This is a genomic window from Roseovarius sp. D22-M7, from assembly GCF_037083785.1.
In the GTDB taxonomy this organism is placed as follows: domain Bacteria; phylum Pseudomonadota; class Alphaproteobacteria; order Rhodobacterales; family Rhodobacteraceae; genus Roseovarius.
In genome coordinates this window covers 1-17,151 of sequence record NZ_JBAPKY010000008.1, presented here as the reverse complement: position 1 = coordinate 17,151, position 17,151 = coordinate 1, and the positions used below count along the sequence as shown (strand labels likewise).

Sequence of the window (17,151 nt, the reverse complement as noted above, 5' to 3'; positions counted from 1 at the left end):
CCGATTTTATCGTGGTCACGCATCCCGCATGCGATTATACCCAAGCCCACGAACCGTCCACCTGATTGACAAGGAGCGACCATGACCCTTTCCACCGGCGACAAACTGCCCGAGGCCACCCTGCTGCGCCTTGGCGATAACGGCCCCGAGGAGGTCTCGTTGAGCGACAAGACCGCGGGCCGCAAGGTGGTGATCTTCGCCGTGCCCGGTGCGTTCACCCCGACCTGCCATTCCTCCCATGTCCCCAGCTTCGTGCGCACCAAGTCCGACTTCGACGCCAAGGGCATCGACGAGGTGATCTGCGTAGCCGTCAACGACCCGTTCGTGATCGGCGCCTGGGACGAGGCCACCGGCGCCGGCAAGGCGGGGCTGACCATGCTGGCTGATCCGCAAGGCGCGTTCACCAAGGCCATCGGCTTGGATTTCGATGCGCCGCCGGCTGGCCTGATCGGCCGCTCGAATCGCTACGCGATGATCGTCGACGACGGCACGGTGAAGGTGCTTCACGTCGAGGACAACCCCGGCGCCTGCGAAGTCTCCGCCGGCGAATCGCTGCTCGCGGAACTATGATACCGACGCAAGAGTGCGAGGGGCCGGACCCTCGCACTCCCCGGGATAATCAAGGCAGGAAGAAACCAAGCGGGCTTTCATCTTGCCAAAAATACCCGCCGCAACGATCGTCAGCCCGCAAGCCCGTCGAACTTGCGCGCAAGCTTGGCGTCGAGCGAGCTGAGACCACCGACATCATGGGTGCTGAGCGTCACGTCGACGCGGTTGTAGACGTTGAACCACTCGGGGTGGTGATTCCACTTCTCCGCCCAGATCGCGGCGCGGGTCATGAAGCCGAAGGCCTCGGTGAAATCCGCGAACTTGAACGATTTGTGGATCGCGTCGCGCCCCTCGACCATGCTCCAGCCGTTTTCGAGCAGCGGCTGAAGGGTCGTCTCTCGGGCTGTGTCGCTGAGTTTCTCGGTCATTGATGATCCTCCATCTGGGGTTTTCGGAACGGCCCGTAGCCCGTGAGGATTTCGATATCCTCGTTCACGGCCGCACGCTCTGCCTCGAGATATCGCGCGACCGCCTCGGCGAAGCCTGCGTCGCGCAGCCAGTGCAGCGAATGCGTGGGCACCGGCAGATACCCGCGGGCCAGCTTGTGCTCGCCCTGCGCGCCAGCCTCTACCCTGTCGAGGCCGTGATCAATGGCGAATTCCATCGCCTGATAATAACACAGCTCGAAATGCAGGCAGGGGTGATCCTCGATGCAGCCCCAGTAGCGGCCATACAAGGCCCGGGCGCCGATCATGTTCATCGCGCCGGCCACCGGGCGGCCATCGCGCAGGGCCAGGACCAGCAGGATGTCATCGCGCAGATGCGCATGCGCTTCTTCGAAGAAGGCGCGGGTCAGGTAGGGCGTGCCCCATTTGCGCGCCCCGGTGTCCTGGTAGAAGGTCCAGACCGCGTCCCAGTGCTCGGGGCGGATCGCGTCGCCGGTAAGCGCCACGATCTCGCCGCCGAACTCCTGCGCGCGGGCGCGTTCCTTGCGTATGGTCTTGCGCTTGCGTGACGACAGATCGGCAAGGAACGCATCGAAATCCGCGTAGCCCCGGTTATGCCAGTGATATTGCTGCGTGCGCCGCGGCAAGAGGCCAAGCGCGCTGCCGGCCTCGCATTCCGCCTCTGTGCAGAAGGTCAGGTGCAGCGACGAGATCCCGTTGCGCTCGGCCACCTCGGTGACACCCTGCACGAGGGCGGCGCGGCCGGCCTCCTCGAACCCCGGACGGGTGAGGAACCGCCGCCCGGTGACAGGCGTGAACGGCACGGCCACCTGGAATTTCGGGTAATACCGCCCGCCCGCGCGCTCATAGGCATGCGCCCAGTTATGGTCGAAGATGTACTCGCCCTGGCTGTGGGACTTGAGGTAGAGCGGCGCGCAGGCGATCACCTCGCCAGCTACTTCAGCGGTCATGTAATGCGGGTGCCAGCCGGTGCCGGTGCCGACAGACCGGCTGTCCTCAAGCGCCTTGAGGAAGCGATGCGTCGTGAACGGATCCTCGGGCCGGCCGCAGATGGCCTCCTCGGGGCAGGCGCAGGCGTCCCAGACCGGGGCCGGGACCTCGGTGATCCGTTCATGCAGGCTGATCTTGATCTCGTTACCATCCATCGCTTCGATCCCGGTCAACACCGTTTCACTTGGGCCATCCGCAGGCCGGATCAAGCCGGGATCTCGGGCAAATATCCCTCGAAGGTGATGTTGTCGGCCACCGCGCGGGCCGTCCTTTCATCCGCGGCAGAGCGTATGGTCCAGCACAGGATCGTCGCGCCCTCGGCGCGCAACGCGGCGATCCGGGGGCTGTGCAGGTCCTGGAACTGGTGGCTGACGAACTGCGCCCCGCTGGTCTCGAAATCCGGGATGCCCCGCAGTCGCGCCCGGGTCTCGGGCGTCAGATGCGGCCAGTGCTCGGCGCTGAAATCACAGGTCACGATCCCGCGCGGAACGTCCGGGGAAAGGCCCGCCATGCGCGTGACCATCGCGGGGTTGAACGACATCACAGCCACCGGCCCGACATAGCCGTCAAGCGTACGCGCGGTGGCCTCTTCGAGTGCGCCGCCGGCGTCGCCCATCTGCCCGTGCTGGTCCTTCAGCTCGACCAGCAGCGGCACGCGCCCCGCCACGAGCGCCAGGATCTCGGACAGGTCGGGAATGCCCTCGTCCCCGCCGGCAAGCGGGATCGTCGCAAGCTCTGCCGCGTCGCGGTGCCGGACGGGGCCTTCCTGCGCGGTCAGGCGGCCGAGGTCGTAGTCGTGAAACACCATCGGCCGACCATCCCGGCTGGGCTGCAGATCGATCTCGATCCCGTAGCCGGCCGCGATCGCCGCGCGCAGCCCGGCGCGCGCGTTTTCCGGGCGCCCGTCGGTGACATCATGCAGGCCGCGATGCGCAAGCGGCACGCGGCGGAACCCCTCGGACAGCCGGGTCATCTGATCTGGAACACTCCGTCGATCTCGACCGCGACGCCAAAGGGCAGCGACGCGGCGGACACAGCGGCGCGGGCATGCTTGCCCGCCTCGCCAAGTGCCTCACCAAGGAAATCCGACGCGCCGTTGATGACCTGCGGCTGCTGGGTGAAATCCGGCGTCGAATTGACGAACCCGGTCAGTTTCACCACCCGCACCAGCCGGTCGAGATCGCCGCCGCAGGCCGCCTTGACCTGTGCCAGAAGCGCGATCGCACAGGCCTTCGCCGCCGCGGCGCCGGCAGCGACATCCATGTCGTCCCCCAGCTTGCCGACCAGCAGCGTGTCGCCATCCTTGGCGACCTGGCCGGACACGTAGAGCATGTCCCCGGCCCGCACATAGGGCACGTAATTGGCGGCCGGGGCCGGGGCGTCGGGCAGGGTGACCCCCATGGTTGCGAGTGTCGTCTCGAACTGGCTCATCTCGGCCCCTCTCATGGTTCAATCTGGCGGGATGCTATCGGCTGGCGCAGGCGAAGGAAATCGAAAACCGTCCGGATCCGGCACCGCGCCGTGACCGGTTCCAAGGCACCCCGCACCGCTGGCGCGGGCTTGTCGCCATTGTGCCACAGGATCGTGATGGCCTTCGTCATTGTGCTGGGTTTCAACGTCTGATCGTGTATGTGGAAATTGACACTTCCGGAAACAGGGATGCTTCAGGTGCTGCAAGCGATGACCCCCCTCCCTCGACGTATCATGCAGGTCTGCGCGGTTCTCGGCGTCGTGGTCCTTTCGGCCTGCGCCGGCCAGCAGCCGGATGCGCAGACATCCCGCGGCACGTTCGACCCCTATGAAGAGCAGAACCGGCAGGTGCACGCGTTCAACAAGGACCTTGACCGCAAGCTGGTACGCCCCGTGGCGAAAGGCTACGACGCCGCGGTTCCCGACGACATAGAGACGGTCATCCTGCGGTTTTCGGACAACACGTCGCTGCCGGGCGCGATCGTCAACAACATCCTGCAACTGAACATGCGTGCCGCGATCCAGGATACCGCGCGGCTTGTCGTGAACACTACCGTGGGCCTTGGCGGGTTCTTCGATCCGGCCACCGAGATGGGCATGCCGGCCGCCAGCGACGCCGATTTCGGCCAGACCCTGCATGTCTGGGGAGCCGGCGAGGGGGCATATATCGAATTGCCGGTGCTTGGCCCGTCGACGCAGCGCGACACGTTCGGCACCGTCGTCGACGTCTTCATCGATCCGCTGACCTACGTGCTGGGAGACCCGGAAGCGGGCATCAACCGCGGCGCGAGCGTCGCCGGAGGCCTGACCCGCCGCAGCAGGTTCTCGGGCACGATCGACCAGATCCTCTACGAAAGCGCGGACAGTTACGCGCAGTCACGCTCATTTTACCTGCAAAGCCGCCGGTTCGAACTGGGCGGGACGGCAAGCGAGACCTACACTGATCCTTATGGTAGCGACGCCGCAACCGCCGGCATGGAGGATCCCTATGATGAGTGACATGTCCCGCCGTCAATTCGCGTTCGCCGCGTTCGCGACGGCCGGAACGACCCTTATTCCCTTGCCCGCCCTCGCCCTGACCGAGGCGCGGGCGCGCGCCCTCGTCGACCGGGTGGTCGCCGACATCAACGGGGCGATCGACTCGGCCGGGTCGCAATCGGCGATGATCCGCCAGTTCGAGCGTATCTTCAATCGCTACGCCGATGTCCGGATCATCGCGCGCTCCACGCTCGGGGCGGATGCGCGGCGCGTGTCGGGCGCACAGATGCGCGCCTATACGGACGCGTTTCGCGGCTATGTCGCCCGCAAGTACGGCAAACGCTTCGACGAGTTCCGCGGCGGGCGGATCGAGGTCAACAGCGTGCGCGAGGTGAAATCCTGGCATGAGGTACGCTCCACGGTCTATCTGCCCGGCCAGTCGCCTTTCGAGGTCAGGTTCCTCGTCTCCGACCGATCCGGTCAGGACAAGTTCTTCGACATGGTGATCGAAGGCATCAGCCTGCGCCTGAGCGAGCGCGAAGAGATCGGCGCGATGCTGGACCGGCGCAACGGCAACATCGATGCGCTGATCCAGGATCTTCGAAACGCGGGCTGAGCCTGAACACTCCCGGCGTCTCAGTTGCCAAAGATACTGCGCAGGATGGTCTCGACCGGGTTGTTCGTCCTGACCGATCCGGGATGCCGGGGCACACCGGCCTGCGGCCGGGTGTCGGCGCGCGGCGCGGCGCGCGGTGTCGGGCGCGTCATCGGCAGCGGTTTCGCCTCCATGCCCTCGTGCACGCGGCGCATCGTCTCTTGCCAGATCTCGGCGGGCAGCCCGCCGCCGGTCACACCGGTCAGCGGCGTGTTGTCGTCATATCCCATCCAGACACCGGCCACGTAATCTGCGGTGAAGCCCAGGAACCACGCATCGCGGGCCTCCTGCGTGGTGCCGGTCTTGCCGGCGGCCTCGCGGTCGGGCATCCGGGCGCGCCCGCCGGTACCCTCGGCGATCACCCGGCTCATCATGTAGGTCAGCTCGCGCGCGGCGCTTTCGCGGATCACCCGCTCGCCGATACCGCCGCCGACGCCCATCATCGGCTCGGACTCGCCCAGCAGTTTCAGTTCCGTCAGACCGTAGGGCGTCACCGACGAGCCGCCGTTCAGGATGCCGGCATAGGCGCCGGTCATCTCCAGCAGGGTGCTTTCTGACGCGCCGAGCGCCAGCGCCGGACCGGCGGCCAGGTCGCTTTCGATGCCGAAATCGCTGGCCACCTTGCGCACCAGATCGCGCCCGACGCTTTCGGACACCTTCACCGCCGGCACGTTGATCGATTCCGCCAGGGCCTGCGTCAGGGTCACGCGCCCCTTGTGGTCGCGGGTGTAATTCTTCGGGCACCAGCGCCCCGATCCCGGCACGTCGATGCAGTAGGGCTCGTCGACGACCACCGAGTCGGGGCCGTAGCCGAGATCCAGCGCGGTGGCGTATACGAAGGGTTTGAAGGCCGATCCGGTCTGGCGATTGGCCTGGGTGGCGCGGTTGAAGGCGCCGATCACGGTGCTGTCGCGGCCGCCGACCATGGCGCGCACCGCGCCGTCGGCGCTCATCACCACGATGGCCGCCTGCGCCTTGGATCCGTCGCGCACCTTCTCGTCGAAGACGGTTTTCAGCGCGTCTTCCGCGGCGCGTTGCAACCGCTGGTCAAGGGTCGTGCGGATGATCACGTCCTCTGTCGTGTCGCGGGTGAAGAATTCCGGCCCCGAGGCCATGATCCAGTCGGCGAAATAGCCCCCGGCCTGACGCGCCGCGGCCTCGGACAGCACGGCTGGATCGGCCAGCGCGATGGCCGCTTCCTGATCGTTCAGATAGCCCTGCCGCCGCATCAGCGCGACCACCACCGAGGCCCGGTTCTGCGACCGCTCCAGGTTGGCGGTCGGGGCCAGCGTCGAGGGCGCGGTCAGAAGCCCGGCGATCATCGCCCCCTCGGCGGGGTTCAGGTTGGCCGCCGACTTGCCGAAATAGCGCTGCGCCGCGGCCTCGGCGCCGTAGGCCCCGCCACCCAGATAGGCGCGGTTGAGATAGACCGACAGGATCTGGTCCTTGGTGTACTTGGCCTCCATCGCCATCGCATAGACCGCCTCCTTGACCTTGCGCCACAGCGAGGTGCGGCGGCAATCGGCGACATAGGCGGCTTCGCTGTCCCATTGGCTGTCGTCATAGGCGACACCGAAACACAGAAGCTTCGCGGTCTGTTGCGTGATGGTCGAGCCGCCATTGCCGGAAAACGGCCCGCGCCCCTCGCTCAGGTTGATGCGGATGGCGCTGGCGATGCCGATGGGATCGACGCCGGGATGCATGTAGAAGCGGCGATCCTCTGTGGCGATGACGGCATTCCGGAGATGCGGACTGACCGTGTCGGCGGTCACCACGCCGCCGAACTGGTCGCCGCGCCATGCGAAGACATCACCCTCGCGGTCCAGCAGCGTGACCGACCCGCGCGCCCGCCCGTCCATCAGTGCCTGATATTCAGGCAGCGTCGTGTAGACATAGGCCACGGCAGAGCCCAAGACGAGGACCAGCACCGCCGTCATCCGCCAGCCGACCGCCCAGAGGATGCGCAGCGCCCAGCCGATCACCGCCCGGAAAAGGCGCATGATGGGATTGCCCGACCGTGCCCGCGTCCGGCGCCGCGTCGTGGCCTTGCTCGGGCTTCGCCGTGTGGTCTTGCCCGTGCCGGCCCTCGTGCGCCGCTTGGGTGCGGTCAATGGCGGTTTCCTGCGTCCTGAATTGCTCATGCTCGCCCTGCTCTGCCGTCGTGCTCCCGTGACCTTTTACAGGTTGAAGACCGCGATGTAGAGACCCGCCCGCCCCGCATATCGACGTTTTCATTCTGCATACTTGTTGATCACATCATTTTAAATGCACAATCTTTGGGCAATCACGCTGTCCACCATGTGTGGATTTCCCTCTTCTCCCTTTCGAACGGCGCATCCAGCGCTTTTGCTGGCGGGGCGAAGCTTGCGCCGCGACACACGCAAATCGAAAGGGGTCACCGTGAAACTCATCATTGCAACGATCAAGCCGTTCAAGCTCGAGGAGGTCCGCGAAGCGCTGACCAATATCGGCGTGCGCGGCATGATGGTCACCGAAATCAAGGGCTTCGGCTCTCAATCGGGCCATACCGAAATCTACCGCGGCGCCGAATACGCCGTGAACTTCGTGCCCAAGATCAAGCTGGAGATCGCCGTGTCCTCGGCAATGGCCGACCAGGTCGTCGACGCCATCACCAAGGCCGCACGGACCGGCAAGATCGGCGACGGCAAGATCTTCGTGGTCGACCTTCAGCAAGCCATGCGTGTCCGCACGGGCGAAACCAACGACGATGCGCTTTGACGCGCGCAGGAAAAGGAACATGGACATGAAACGCTTCACTCGGACCGGCCTGGTGGCCGGGGCACTGATCGCGATGCCGTCTCTGGCGCTCGCGCAGGAGGCGGCAGCGACCGCCGCACCGGGCTTCGACGAGGTCGGCCCCTACATCATGACGACGCTGCTGTTCTGCATGGCGGGCTTCCTCGTCTTCTTCATGGCGGCCGGGTTCGCGATGCTCGAAGGGGGGCTCGTGCGCTCGAAGAACGTCACGATGCAGATGACCAAGAATATCGGTCTCTATTCCTTCGCGGCGATCATGTACTGGCTGATCGGCTTCAATCTGATGTATCCCGGCGACGGCTGGACGGTCGCCGGCTGGGTCGGCCCGTTCTTCTCTCAAACCGTGCTGGATCCCGTCGGCGTCGCCGCGGCGGATGCCGATCTCGGCTATGCCTCGGTCGGGTCGGATTTCTTCTTCCAGCTGGTCTTCGTCGCCGCCACGGCCTCGATCGTGTCGGGCGCACTGGCCGAACGGATCAAGCTCTGGCCGTTCCTGATCTTCGTGATCGTGCTGACCGGCGTGATGTACCCGATCTCGGGCTCCTGGCAGTGGGGCGGCGGCTGGCTGTCCGAGGCCGGTTTCTCGGACTTCGCCGGCTCGACCGTGGTGCATTCGGTCGGTGGCTGGGCGGCGCTCGCCGGCGCCATCGTGCTGGGGCCGCGCCTTGGCAAGTACGGCAAGGACGGCAAGGTGAACCCGATCCCCGGCTCGAACCTGGCACTGGCCACGCTTGGCACGTTCATCCTGTGGCTGGGCTGGTTCGGCTTCAACGGCGGCTCGCAGCTGGCCATGGGGACGGTCGGGGACGTGTCGGACGTGTCGCGGATCTTCGCCAACACCAACATGTCAGCCGCAGCCGGCGCGGTGACCGCGCTGATCCTCACGCAGCTGATGTATAAAAAGCCCGACCTCACGATGGTCCTCAACGGCGCGCTTGCGGGCCTCGTGTCGATCACCGCGGAACCGCTGGCGCCCACCCTCTTCGGGGCCCTCTGGATCGGCGCGATCGGCGGCGTGATCGTGGTGCTGACCGTGCCTCTGCTGGACAAGTTCAAGATCGACGACGTGGTCGGCGCGATCCCGGTGCACCTGCTTGCGGGGATCTGGGGCACGCTCGCCGTGATCTTCTACGGTGACGCGAATATCGTCACGCAGCTGACGGGGATCGCCGCCTACGGCGTCTTCACCTTCGTGGGCAGCCTGATACTCTGGATGATCATCAAGGCGGTCATGGGCCTGCGGGTCGATGAGGAGTCGGAGATCAGCGGCCTCGACATGACCGAGATGGGCATGGAAGCCTACCCGGAGTTCTCCAAGACCTGAGGGACCGCTTCATACAGGACCACGACCCCGGGCGTCCGCGCCCGGGGTTTTTTCATGTCGCAGGTCTGGCGCGGGGGGCCGCATCCGCCGCGGTCTCATGCTTCGCTGGTCCGCGCTCGTCCATGACGGGGCATAGCCGGCGCAGGCGCAGCGCGTTCGAGACGACGAAGACCGACGACAGCGCCATCGCCCCCGCCGCCAGCATCGGCGACAGTAGCATCCCGAACGCCGGATAAAGCACCCCCGCCGCGACCGGAATCAGCGCGGTATTGTAGCCGAACGCCCAGAACAGGTTCTGCCGGATGTTGCGCATGGTCTGGCGCGACACCTCATGCGCGTTCACCACACCGCGCAGATCGCCGGACATCAGGACCACATCGGCGCTTTCGATGGCGACATCGGTGCCGGTGCCGATCGCGATGCCGACATCCGCATGGGCCAGCGCCGGCGCGTCGTTGATGCCGTCCCCGACAAAGGCCAGACGCCCGCCGCCCTTGCGCAGATCGTCAAGCGCCGCGACCTTGCCGTCGGGCAGCACGCCCGCGATCACCTCGTCGATGCCGGTCTCGCGCGCGATGGCCTGGGCCGTATCACGCTTGTCGCCGGTGATCATCGCCACGCGCAACCCCTTGGCCTGCAGCGCCGCGATGGCTGACGCGCTCGACGCCTTGACGGGGTCCGCGACGGCGATGACGGCCGCGACCCGCCCGTCGATGGCGGCATAAAGCACGGTGCGCCCGGCATCGGCGAGATCGGCCTCGGTCCCGGCCAGCGGGCCGGTGTTGACACCCTCGCGCGTCATCAGCCGGTCGGCGCCGACGAGAACCTCGCGGCCCGCCACGCGCGCAGCAACGCCGTGCCCGGTGATCGAGCGAAAGCTGTCCGCCTCGGCCAAAGGTGCGCCCTCGGCCGTCGCGCCGCGGGTGATCGCCTCGGCGATGGGATGCTCGGACTGCGCCTCGACCGCCGCCACCAGCGACAGGACCTCGGCGCGCTCGAACCCGCCTGCGACCACGAGGTCGGTCAGCTCGGGGCGGCCCTCGGTCACCGTGCCCGTCTTGTCGAGCGCCACGATACCCACCGAGGCCAGCCGCTGCAGCGCGTCGCCCTTGCGGAAAAGCACGCCCATCTCGGCCGCGCGCCCGGTGCCGACCATGATCGAGGTCGGCGTCGCCAGCCCCATGGCACAGGGGCACGCGATGATGAGAACCGACACCCCGGCGACCAGTGCCAGCGTCAGCGCAGGATCGGGCCCGACCGCCAGCCACACCGCGACCGTCAGCACCGCCACCGCCATGACCGCCGGGACGAACCACAGCGTGACGCGGTCCACCAGCCCCTGGATGGGCAGTTTCGCACCCTGCGCCGCCTCGACCATGCGGATGATCTGCGCCAGCGTGGTGTCCGCGCCCACGCGCGTGGCCCGGAATTGCAGGCTGCCGGTGCCGTTGACCGTGCCGCCGGTCACCGTGTCGCCCTCGGCCTTTGCGACCGGCACGGGCTCGCCGGTGATCATGCTTTCATTGACGCGGGTCTCGCCCGAGGTGACCTCGCCATCCACGGCGATCCGCTCGCCAGGGCGGACCAGCAGGGTGTCGCCGATCGCGATCTCGTCGATCGAGACATCTCTTCGCTCACCATCGCGGATCACCCGCGCGGTGCGGGCCTGAAGTCCGATCAGGCGCTGGATCGCGGCCCCGGTGCGGCCCTTGGCGCGCGCCTCCAAAAACCGGCCGACGAGGATCAGCACGACGATCACCGCGGCCGCCTCGAAATAGACGGCGCGCACGGCCTCGGGCAGAAGGCCTGGCAGAAAGGTCGCCACCACCGAATAAAGATACGCGGCCCCCGTCCCGACCGCGACGAGGCTGTTCATGTCCGGCGCACCGCGCAGCAGCGCCGACACGCCCTTGGCGTAGAACATCCGCCCCGGCCCGGCGAGAACCAGCGTCGTCAGTGCGAACTGCACCAGCCAGCTTGCCTGCTGCCCGATGGTGTCGTGGATCAGCGCCTGCAGGCCGGGGATCAGGTGACCGCCCATCTCGATCACGAAGACGGGCAGGGCAAGCACCGCGGCGACGGCGGTCTTGCGCAGGATCTCGCGCGCCTCGTCGGCCTTGCGCTCGGCGGTGCTCGCGCCGTGCGAGGCGTCGTCGATCTGCGCGGGATAGCCCGCCTCGCGCGCCGCCGCGATCAGGTCACCGATGCGCGTCACCCCCTCGGCAAACCGCACGGTGGCGCTTTCCGAGGCAAGGTTGACATCGGCCTCCAGAACCCCCGGCACGGCCTCCAGCGCAGCCTGCACCCGCCCCACGCAGGACGCGCAGGACATCGCGGGGATGGTCAGCCGCACCGTCTGCTCGCGCAAGCCGTATCCGGCCCGCTCCAGCGCCGCCGCGATCTCGCCCGGATCGATCTCGCCCGAGACCTCCAGCTGCATCGATTCCGCGGCGAGGTTGCCCGAGACGCCCGCGACCCCGTCCACCGCCTGCAGGGCCGCCTCGACCCGCCCGACGCAGGACCCGCAATGCATGCCATCCACGAAGATTGTCAGTTGTCGCTGCGCGGTCATGAACGACCCTCCGGCTTTGTTTCACACATGGTGATAAGGCGCTCGCCGAACATGGGGTCAAGGGGTGCTGCACCTGATGGACGCGGATTTCTTCGCCTGCACGGCTTGGGAAACAGGCGGTTACCGCGCGCGTCGTCAGTCGGACGACACCGGCGCCAGCGCGATATCGGCCAGCGTCGAGCGGTCGAGGTCTTGCAGGAATCGCGCTTCGGCCGCGCGCAGGCGTGACTTCAGGCGGCACTGGCCGTCGATCGAACAACTGCCGCCATCAGCCCTGAAACATTCGACAAGCGGATATCCCTCCTCCAGCACCCTGACAAGGGCACCGAGGTGGATCTCTTCGGCCGGTCGCGCCAGCATGGCCCCACCGCCGCCGCCGCGACGGGTGACGACGATCCCCCCGCTTGACAGCTTTTGCATGATCTTGGCCAGATGGTTGCGCGACAGCCCGAATTCCGCGGCCAGTTCGGCGCTCGAATAAGCGCGATCCGCATCGCTCGCCATGCGCATCAGCATGCGCAGCCCGTAATCTGTGAAGGATGTCAGACGCATCGCGATGTGATCTCTCAATGAATTGGTATTTATAATACTCTTTAACGCTCCTACCGTGAAATTCAATAAGGAAACCATGTGATGTCAATGACGCAGTCTGATCCGTCTTGGACCGTCGCCGCTGTGGGGACGCGGGACATGCCACCGAGGACAGAGACCGATTTCGCCATTCGCGTCGCGCGGGTCCATGACGATCTTGCCGAGTTTCCCGGCGCGCGCCTTCTGGTCGATCGCATCTGGCCGCGGGGTGTGCGTCGGGACGTGTTGCAGCCCGATGACTGGATCCGCGAGGTCGCGCCGTCGACCGCGCTGCGCACTTGGTTCGGCCATGATCGGGACAGGTGGGACGCGTTTCGAACCCGGTACCTGGCCGAGCTTGGCGACAACCCCGATTCGGTCGAGCGCTGCCTTGCGTGGTGCCGGGCGGGGCCGGTTGTCCTGCTCTTTGCCGCGAAGGACCGCGATCACAACCAGGCGGTGGTGCTGCGCGACCACCTTCGCGAAAGACTGACTCGAGAGGACGCGACATGACCGCCGATGACGACCGCCGCTTCGCCTCGCCGCCCTGCATGGCGGCGGACATCGCGCCGGAATATTTCGATCAGCAACAGCCGAACGACGTCGCGCGCTGGCGCCGGGCCGAGCGGGCGCGGCTGCACGCCGCCCGGCAAGCGATGCGCGTCGAGGACCGTCGCGCCGCGGGCGAGGCATTGGCCGGGCATCTGCGCGATCTTCTTGCGGCCCGGTTCGGCGAAATGCGGGATCGCGTCGTCTCGGCCTACTGGCCGATCAACGGAGAGCCCGACCTGCGCCCCCTGATGGCAGATCTGCATGCCGCGGGCGCGACGGTCGCGCTGCCGCTGGTCGAGGTGAAGAGATCACCGCTGGTCTTCCGCCACTGGTCGCCCGCGACGCGCATGGTGCGCGGCGACTGGAACATTCCCGTCCCGCCGGACACCGCCGCGGCAGTGACCCCCGAAATCACTCTCGCGCCGCTGATGGGCTGGGATCCGGCGGGGTACAGGCTGGGCTACGGGGGCGGGTATTTCGACCGCACGCTGGCGGCGCTGTCGCCGCGTTCCGTCACCATCGGTGTCGGGTTCCAGGCGGCAAGGCTCGACACCATCCATCCGCAACCGCATGACATCGCGCTGGATTTCATCGTCACCGAGGCCGGTCTGCAGGTCGACAGGGACGCCCCGTGAGCAGCACCGCCGCGCAGATCCGCGCCTGGCACGGGCCGGCGATCCTGAGCTACGGGTTCCGGCCGTTCTTTCTCGGGGCCGCGCTCTGGGCCATGTTGTCGATGGCGCTGTGGGTGCCGATGCTGGCCGGGCGGATGATCCTGCCCACGGCGTTCGATCCCGTCAGCTGGCACGCGCATGAGTTCCTCTTCGGCTATCTCGGGGCGGTGATCGCGGGGTTCCTGCTGACCGCGGTGCCCAATTGGACCGGGCGTCTGCCGATCGTCGGCTGGCCGCTTGGCGGGCTGGTGGCCTTGTGGATCGCCGGCCGCGTCGCGGTGGCGGTGTCGCAGACCCTGCCGGCGGTCGCGGTCGCCGTGGCCGACATGTCTCTGCCGGTCGTGCTGGGTGCGGTGCTCGCGCGCGAGATCGTGGCGGGGCGCAACTGGCGCAACCTGATCGTTCTGGGGATGCTCGCCGTCTTCGCCGCCGGCAATGCGCTGTTTCATTGGGAGGCGGCCCGCGGCGGCTATGCCGCGCAAGGCCATGGCCTGCGCCTCGGGCTCGGGGCGGCGATCATGATGATCGCGGTGATCGGCGGTAGGGTCGTGCCCTCCTTCACCCGCAACTGGCTGGTCAAACGGCAGAGCGTACTCCGTCCGAGCCCGCCGATGCAGCGGTTCGACAAGGCGGCGCTGGTCGTGTTGCTCGCAGCGCTTGTCCAGTGGGTGATCTGGCCGCTGCACGTCGCCACGGGCGCGGCGCTGCTGCTGGCGGGCGCGCTGCACCTGGGGCGCCTCGCCCGCTGGTCGGGGCACCGCACCTGGCCCGAGCCGCTGGTCGCCGTGCTGCATGCGGGCTATGCCTTCGTGCCGCTCGGCGCGCTGGCAGTGGCGGCCGAGATCCTGATGCCGGGCAGCCTGGGGATGGCCGGCGCACAGCATCTCTGGATGGCCGGGGCGATCGGGCTGATGACGCTGGCGGTGATGACCCGCGCCACCTTGGGTCATACCGGGCAGGCGCTGACCGCCGGGCCGGGCACGGTGGCGATCTATGCGGCCCTTTTGGTGACGGTGCTGTTGCGACTTGCCGCCGGTCTCTGGCCCGGGATCGCCGGGGCGCTGCACATCGGCGCAGGGCTGGCCTGGATCGGCGCCTTCGGCGGGTTCGCCCTGATCTACGGCGGACCGTTGCTGCGTCTGCCCGCCGGAACGCGCATCTGAGGCGGCCCGCCGATGGGATGGACCGAATTCGCGGCGGCCTACACGGTGTTTTTCCTGTCGCATTCGATCCCGGTGCGCTCGCCGGTACGGGCCCGGCTGCAATCGCGGCTCGGGCAGGCCGGATTCACCGCTGCATATTCCGCGCTGTCACTGGGCGTGCTCGCCTGGCTGATCGGCGCGGCGGGGCGCGCGCCCTACTTGCCGCTCTGGGGCTGGGCGCCGTGGCAGAATCACGTCGTCCTCGCGGCGATGTTGCCGGTCTGCGTGATCCTCGCGCTGAGTATCGCGCGGCCCAACCCGTTCTCCTTCGGCGGCACGCGCAACGCCCGGTTCGACCCGAGGCGGCCCGGCATCGTCCGCTGGACGCGCCACCCGCTGCTGGTCGCGCTGGCGCTCTGGGCCGGGGCGCATGTCGTGCCGAACGGGGATCTCGCGCATGTCATCCTGTTCGGCACCTTCGCGGCATTCGCCGGCCTTGGCGGACGCCTGATCGACCGGCGCAAGCGGCGCGATATGGGCGCGGACTGGGATCGGCTGCGCGCCGCCGTGGCGGCCGCCCCCATGCACATCGCGGCGCCACATCGCACCACCCTCCTGCGCCTGTCGGCCGGGCTTCTGCTTTACGGCGCCCTCATCTGGCTGCATCCGCTGCTTTTCGGGGTCAGCCCTCTGCCGTGACACCCCCGGCCGCGACGCGCGTATTCAGCTATGCGGGTCGTCGATCAGCGGGCTGGGTCTTGCGAAATTCTCCAGGTCGGCGCGGTCGTGGATGGTGACCTTGGCGCCCTCGATCCCCACCCCGTAATTCTGCAGCGACTTGAAGGCGCGGCTGAGGTTTTCCGGCGTCATCCCGAGAAACGAGGCGAGGCGGCGCTTGTCGAAGGGCAGATCGAAGCGTGCCTCGCCGCCGGCGCGCCGTTGCTGGCGCAACAGGAAATTCGCCAGCCGTTCGAGCGAGCTGCGCAGCTTGAGGTCCTTCTGCGCCTTGATGACATAGCGGTAGCACTGGGCCAGCTCGCGCACCACGGCGCGGGCGAACTCGCCATCCGCGTCGAAGGCCGCGCGCACATCCTCGCTGGGGATCAGGACGATGCGGCTTTTCTCCAGCGTGCGCGCCGACATCAGGTACGGCGCGTCGCGGATCGTCGCGGCGAGGATGAAGGTCGAGATCGGGCGCACGGTCGCCATGCTGGTCTCGCGCCCGTTCCAGCCGGCATAAAGATCGACGCAGCCCGACACCACGACATGGAGGAAATCCGACGGATCGCCCTCGGTGATGAGATCGACCTGCGGCGGGAAGCCCTGCAGATAGGCCGCCTGGACGAGGGTGTGAAAGCTGTCCTCGGACATCGAACGGAAGAGGTCGAGGTCGCGAATCGCGGGAATGTCATCGGATCTCATCGCCTCGTTTCCTTCTGTCCGGACCGTCCCTCGATCCTGAATTGATAAATGTCAATCTTCCGCCGCGCCAGTGCTCTCGCGCTGCACCACGTTTATCAACTCGCCACCGGACATGGTTTGCGCCCGGATTTATTTGGCGCACCGCCCCTGCGCCATTTGATCCAGGTCAAAAAAGGCGCGGGTCTCGCCGTGTTTCGTCGACCGCGAACGTCACCCAGGATCAATCTCAGGAGACCCTCATGCCAACGCTCGACGGCGTCACACGCACGGACCAGTACCGTGCCTTGGGACTGAGCACCTTTGCCTTCACGGTCTGTTTCGCGGTCTGGACGATCTTCTCGATCATCGGCGTGCAGATCAAGGAGGACCTCGGGCTCAACGACACGCAATTCGGCCTGCTGGTGGCAACGCCGGTGCTGACCGGATCGGTCAGCCGCATTTTCCTCGGTGTCTGGACCNGGCAACGCCGGTGCTGACCGGATCGGTCAGCCGCATTTTCCTCGGTGTCTGGACCGAGCAGTTCGGCGGGCGGGTCATGTTCCCGCTGCAGATGCTGGTCACGGCGGTCGCCGTCTGGCTGCTGACCAGTGTCCAGACCTACGAGATCTTCCTGCTCGCCGCGCTCGGTCTCGGGCTGGCCGGGGGATCGTTCATCGTGGGTGTCGCCTATACATCGCGCTGGTTCGAGAAGGAGCGTCAGGGCACCGCCCTCGGCATCTTCGGCGCCGGCAACGTGGGCGCCGCGGTGACGAACTTTGCCGCGCCGTTTCTTGTGGTCGCGCTTGGCTGGGAAGGCACGGCGCGCGTCTATGCCGTGGTCCTCGCGGTGACGGCGGTGCTGTTCTTCGTGCTCGCCAGGACCGATCCCGTGCATGCAGAGCGCAAGCGCACCGGCGGCGGCCCTGTGTCGACCGCCGATCAACTGGCGCCGTTGAAGAACATCCAGGTCTGGCGCTTTGCCACCTATTACTTCTTCGTCTTCGGCGCGTTCGTGGCGCTGGCCAGCTT

General features: G+C 67.1%; 18 protein-coding genes. 10 read left to right on the top strand and 8 right to left on the bottom strand.

From position 1 onward, the window contains the following. The first annotated feature begins 81 nt into the window (after positions 1–81). The gene (locus tag V8324_RS05385; protein WP_336418899.1) at positions 82–570 is read left to right on the top strand and encodes a peroxiredoxin; all 489 of its coding nucleotides are present in this window, start codon (positions 82–84) and stop codon (positions 568–570) included. A 110-nt stretch (positions 571–680) separates the two neighbouring features. Here the strand turns inward: V8324_RS05385 and V8324_RS05380 are convergent, their stop codons facing one another. Genes V8324_RS05380 through V8324_RS05365 form a run of 4 tightly spaced genes read right to left on the bottom strand, consistent with a single transcriptional unit; the run spans position 681 to position 3,437 of the window. Continuing rightward, complete coding sequence (locus V8324_RS05380) at positions 681–977, bottom strand: 4a-hydroxytetrahydrobiopterin dehydratase (RefSeq protein WP_336418898.1); 297 nt, start codon at positions 975–977, stop codon at positions 681–683. Continuing rightward, on the bottom strand, positions 974–2,161 hold the full coding sequence (locus tag V8324_RS05375) for a GNAT family N-acetyltransferase (protein ID WP_336418987.1): 1,188 nt from the start codon (positions 2,159–2,161) through the stop codon (positions 974–976). Before V8324_RS05375 ends, V8324_RS05380 begins: the two co-directional genes overlap by 4 nt. A 50-nt stretch (positions 2,162–2,211) precedes the next feature. After that, positions 2,212–2,979: a glycerophosphodiester phosphodiesterase family protein gene (locus tag V8324_RS05370; RefSeq protein ID WP_336418897.1), complete on the bottom strand. Its 768-nt coding sequence runs from the start codon at positions 2,977–2,979 to the stop codon at positions 2,212–2,214. Beyond that, the gene (locus V8324_RS05365; RefSeq protein WP_336418986.1) at positions 2,976–3,437 is read right to left on the bottom strand and encodes a RidA family protein; all 462 of its coding nucleotides are present in this window, start codon (positions 3,435–3,437) and stop codon (positions 2,976–2,978) included. The genes V8324_RS05370 and V8324_RS05365 overlap by 4 nt, the downstream gene beginning before the upstream one ends. Before the next feature lie 249 nt (positions 3,438–3,686). Between V8324_RS05365 and V8324_RS05360 the strand changes: the two genes are divergently transcribed. Continuing rightward, the gene (locus tag V8324_RS05360; protein ID WP_336418896.1) at positions 3,687–4,475 is read left to right on the top strand and encodes an MlaA family lipoprotein; all 789 of its coding nucleotides are present in this window, start codon (positions 3,687–3,689) and stop codon (positions 4,473–4,475) included. After that, positions 4,465–5,070 (top strand): MlaC/ttg2D family ABC transporter substrate-binding protein, encoded by a 606-nt coding sequence (locus V8324_RS05355; RefSeq protein WP_336418895.1) that lies wholly within the window; start codon positions 4,465–4,467, stop codon positions 5,068–5,070. The genes V8324_RS05360 and V8324_RS05355 overlap by 11 nt, the downstream gene beginning before the upstream one ends. A gap of 20 nt (positions 5,071–5,090) precedes the next feature. On the opposite strand, the gene V8324_RS05350 is transcribed toward V8324_RS05355, so the two are convergent. After that, positions 5,091–7,250, bottom strand: a complete 2,160-nt coding sequence (locus V8324_RS05350; protein ID WP_336418894.1) for a transglycosylase domain-containing protein — start codon at positions 7,248–7,250, stop codon at positions 5,091–5,093. A gap of 259 nt (positions 7,251–7,509) precedes the next feature. On the opposite strand from V8324_RS05350, the gene V8324_RS05345 reads away from it, so the two are divergent. Together V8324_RS05345 and V8324_RS05340 are read left to right on the top strand one after the other, a co-directional pair. Continuing rightward, on the top strand, positions 7,510–7,848 hold the full coding sequence (locus V8324_RS05345) for a P-II family nitrogen regulator (RefSeq protein WP_336418893.1): 339 nt from the start codon (positions 7,510–7,512) through the stop codon (positions 7,846–7,848). A 19-nt stretch (positions 7,849–7,867) separates the two neighbouring features. Then, on the top strand, positions 7,868–9,211 hold the full coding sequence (locus V8324_RS05340) for an ammonium transporter (protein ID WP_336418892.1): 1,344 nt from the start codon (positions 7,868–7,870) through the stop codon (positions 9,209–9,211). Positions 9,212–9,263: 52 nt separating this feature from the next. Here V8324_RS05340 and V8324_RS05335 read toward each other — a convergent pair whose 3' ends face one another. Together V8324_RS05335 and V8324_RS05330 are read right to left on the bottom strand one after the other, a co-directional pair. Beyond that, positions 9,264–11,783: a heavy metal translocating P-type ATPase gene (locus tag V8324_RS05335; RefSeq protein ID WP_336418891.1), complete on the bottom strand. Its 2,520-nt coding sequence runs from the start codon at positions 11,781–11,783 to the stop codon at positions 9,264–9,266. Positions 11,784–11,918: 135 nt separating this feature from the next. Then, positions 11,919–12,335, bottom strand: a complete 417-nt coding sequence (locus V8324_RS05330; RefSeq protein WP_336418890.1) for an RrF2 family transcriptional regulator — start codon at positions 12,333–12,335, stop codon at positions 11,919–11,921. A 138-nt stretch (positions 12,336–12,473) separates the two neighbouring features. Here V8324_RS05330 and V8324_RS05325 point away from each other — a divergent pair, with 138 nt between their 5' ends. From V8324_RS05325 to V8324_RS05310, 4 genes are read left to right on the top strand one after another with little or no spacing between them, the layout of a single operon-like run. After that, a complete protein-coding gene (locus V8324_RS05325) occupies positions 12,474–12,866 on the top strand; it encodes a DUF488 domain-containing protein (RefSeq protein ID WP_336418889.1) in 393 nt (130 codons plus the stop codon). Next, positions 12,863–13,540 (top strand): 5-formyltetrahydrofolate cyclo-ligase, encoded by a 678-nt coding sequence (locus V8324_RS05320; protein WP_336418888.1) that lies wholly within the window; start codon positions 12,863–12,865, stop codon positions 13,538–13,540. Before V8324_RS05325 ends, V8324_RS05320 begins: the two co-directional genes overlap by 4 nt. After that, complete coding sequence (locus V8324_RS05315) at positions 13,537–14,742, top strand: NnrS family protein (RefSeq protein WP_336418887.1); 1,206 nt, start codon at positions 13,537–13,539, stop codon at positions 14,740–14,742. Before V8324_RS05320 ends, V8324_RS05315 begins: the two co-directional genes overlap by 4 nt. 12 nt (positions 14,743–14,754) lie before the next feature. Further along, positions 14,755–15,420: an NnrU family protein gene (locus tag V8324_RS05310; protein ID WP_336418886.1), complete on the top strand. Its 666-nt coding sequence runs from the start codon at positions 14,755–14,757 to the stop codon at positions 15,418–15,420. A 24-nt stretch (positions 15,421–15,444) separates the two neighbouring features. On the opposite strand, the gene V8324_RS05305 is transcribed toward V8324_RS05310, so the two are convergent. Beyond that, entirely contained in the window at positions 15,445–16,143 is a 699-nt protein-coding gene (locus tag V8324_RS05305; RefSeq protein ID WP_336418885.1) for a helix-turn-helix domain-containing protein, read from the bottom strand. Positions 16,144–16,612: 469 nt separating this feature from the next. On the opposite strand from V8324_RS05305, the gene V8324_RS05300 reads away from it, so the two are divergent. After that, on the top strand, positions 16,613–17,151 hold a 539-nt coding region (locus tag V8324_RS05300; protein ID WP_336418884.1), incomplete at its 3' end, for an MFS transporter.

Excerpts from the sequence above, each read along its gene's own strand:
- V8324_RS05385 (WP_336418899.1), top strand. The coding sequence starts at position 82 with ATGACCCTTTCCACCGGCGACAAACTGCCCGAGGCCACCCTGCTGCGC.
- V8324_RS05380 (WP_336418898.1), bottom strand. The coding sequence starts at position 977 with ATGACCGAGAAACTCAGCGACACAGCCCGAGAGACGACCCTTCAGCCG.
- V8324_RS05375 (WP_336418987.1), bottom strand. The coding sequence starts at position 2,161 with ATGGATGGTAACGAGATCAAGATCAGCCTGCATGAACGGATCACCGAG.
- V8324_RS05370 (WP_336418897.1), bottom strand. The coding sequence starts at position 2,979 with ATGACCCGGCTGTCCGAGGGGTTCCGCCGCGTGCCGCTTGCGCATCGC.
- V8324_RS05365 (WP_336418986.1), bottom strand. The coding sequence starts at position 3,437 with ATGAGCCAGTTCGAGACGACACTCGCAACCATGGGGGTCACCCTGCCC.
- V8324_RS05360 (WP_336418896.1), top strand. The coding sequence starts at position 3,687 with ATGACCCCCCTCCCTCGACGTATCATGCAGGTCTGCGCGGTTCTCGGC.
- V8324_RS05355 (WP_336418895.1), top strand. The coding sequence starts at position 4,465 with ATGATGAGTGACATGTCCCGCCGTCAATTCGCGTTCGCCGCGTTCGCG.
- V8324_RS05350 (WP_336418894.1), bottom strand. The coding sequence starts at position 7,250 with ATGAGCAATTCAGGACGCAGGAAACCGCCATTGACCGCACCCAAGCGG.
- V8324_RS05340 (WP_336418892.1), top strand. The coding sequence starts at position 7,868 with ATGGACATGAAACGCTTCACTCGGACCGGCCTGGTGGCCGGGGCACTG.
- V8324_RS05335 (WP_336418891.1), bottom strand. The coding sequence starts at position 11,783 with ATGACCGCGCAGCGACAACTGACAATCTTCGTGGATGGCATGCATTGC.
- V8324_RS05330 (WP_336418890.1), bottom strand. The coding sequence starts at position 12,335 with ATGCGTCTGACATCCTTCACAGATTACGGGCTGCGCATGCTGATGCGC.
- V8324_RS05325 (WP_336418889.1), top strand. The coding sequence starts at position 12,474 with ATGCCACCGAGGACAGAGACCGATTTCGCCATTCGCGTCGCGCGGGTC.
- V8324_RS05320 (WP_336418888.1), top strand. The coding sequence starts at position 12,863 with ATGACCGCCGATGACGACCGCCGCTTCGCCTCGCCGCCCTGCATGGCG.
- V8324_RS05310 (WP_336418886.1), top strand. The coding sequence starts at position 14,755 with ATGGGATGGACCGAATTCGCGGCGGCCTACACGGTGTTTTTCCTGTCG.
- V8324_RS05305 (WP_336418885.1), bottom strand. The coding sequence starts at position 16,143 with ATGAGATCCGATGACATTCCCGCGATTCGCGACCTCGACCTCTTCCGT.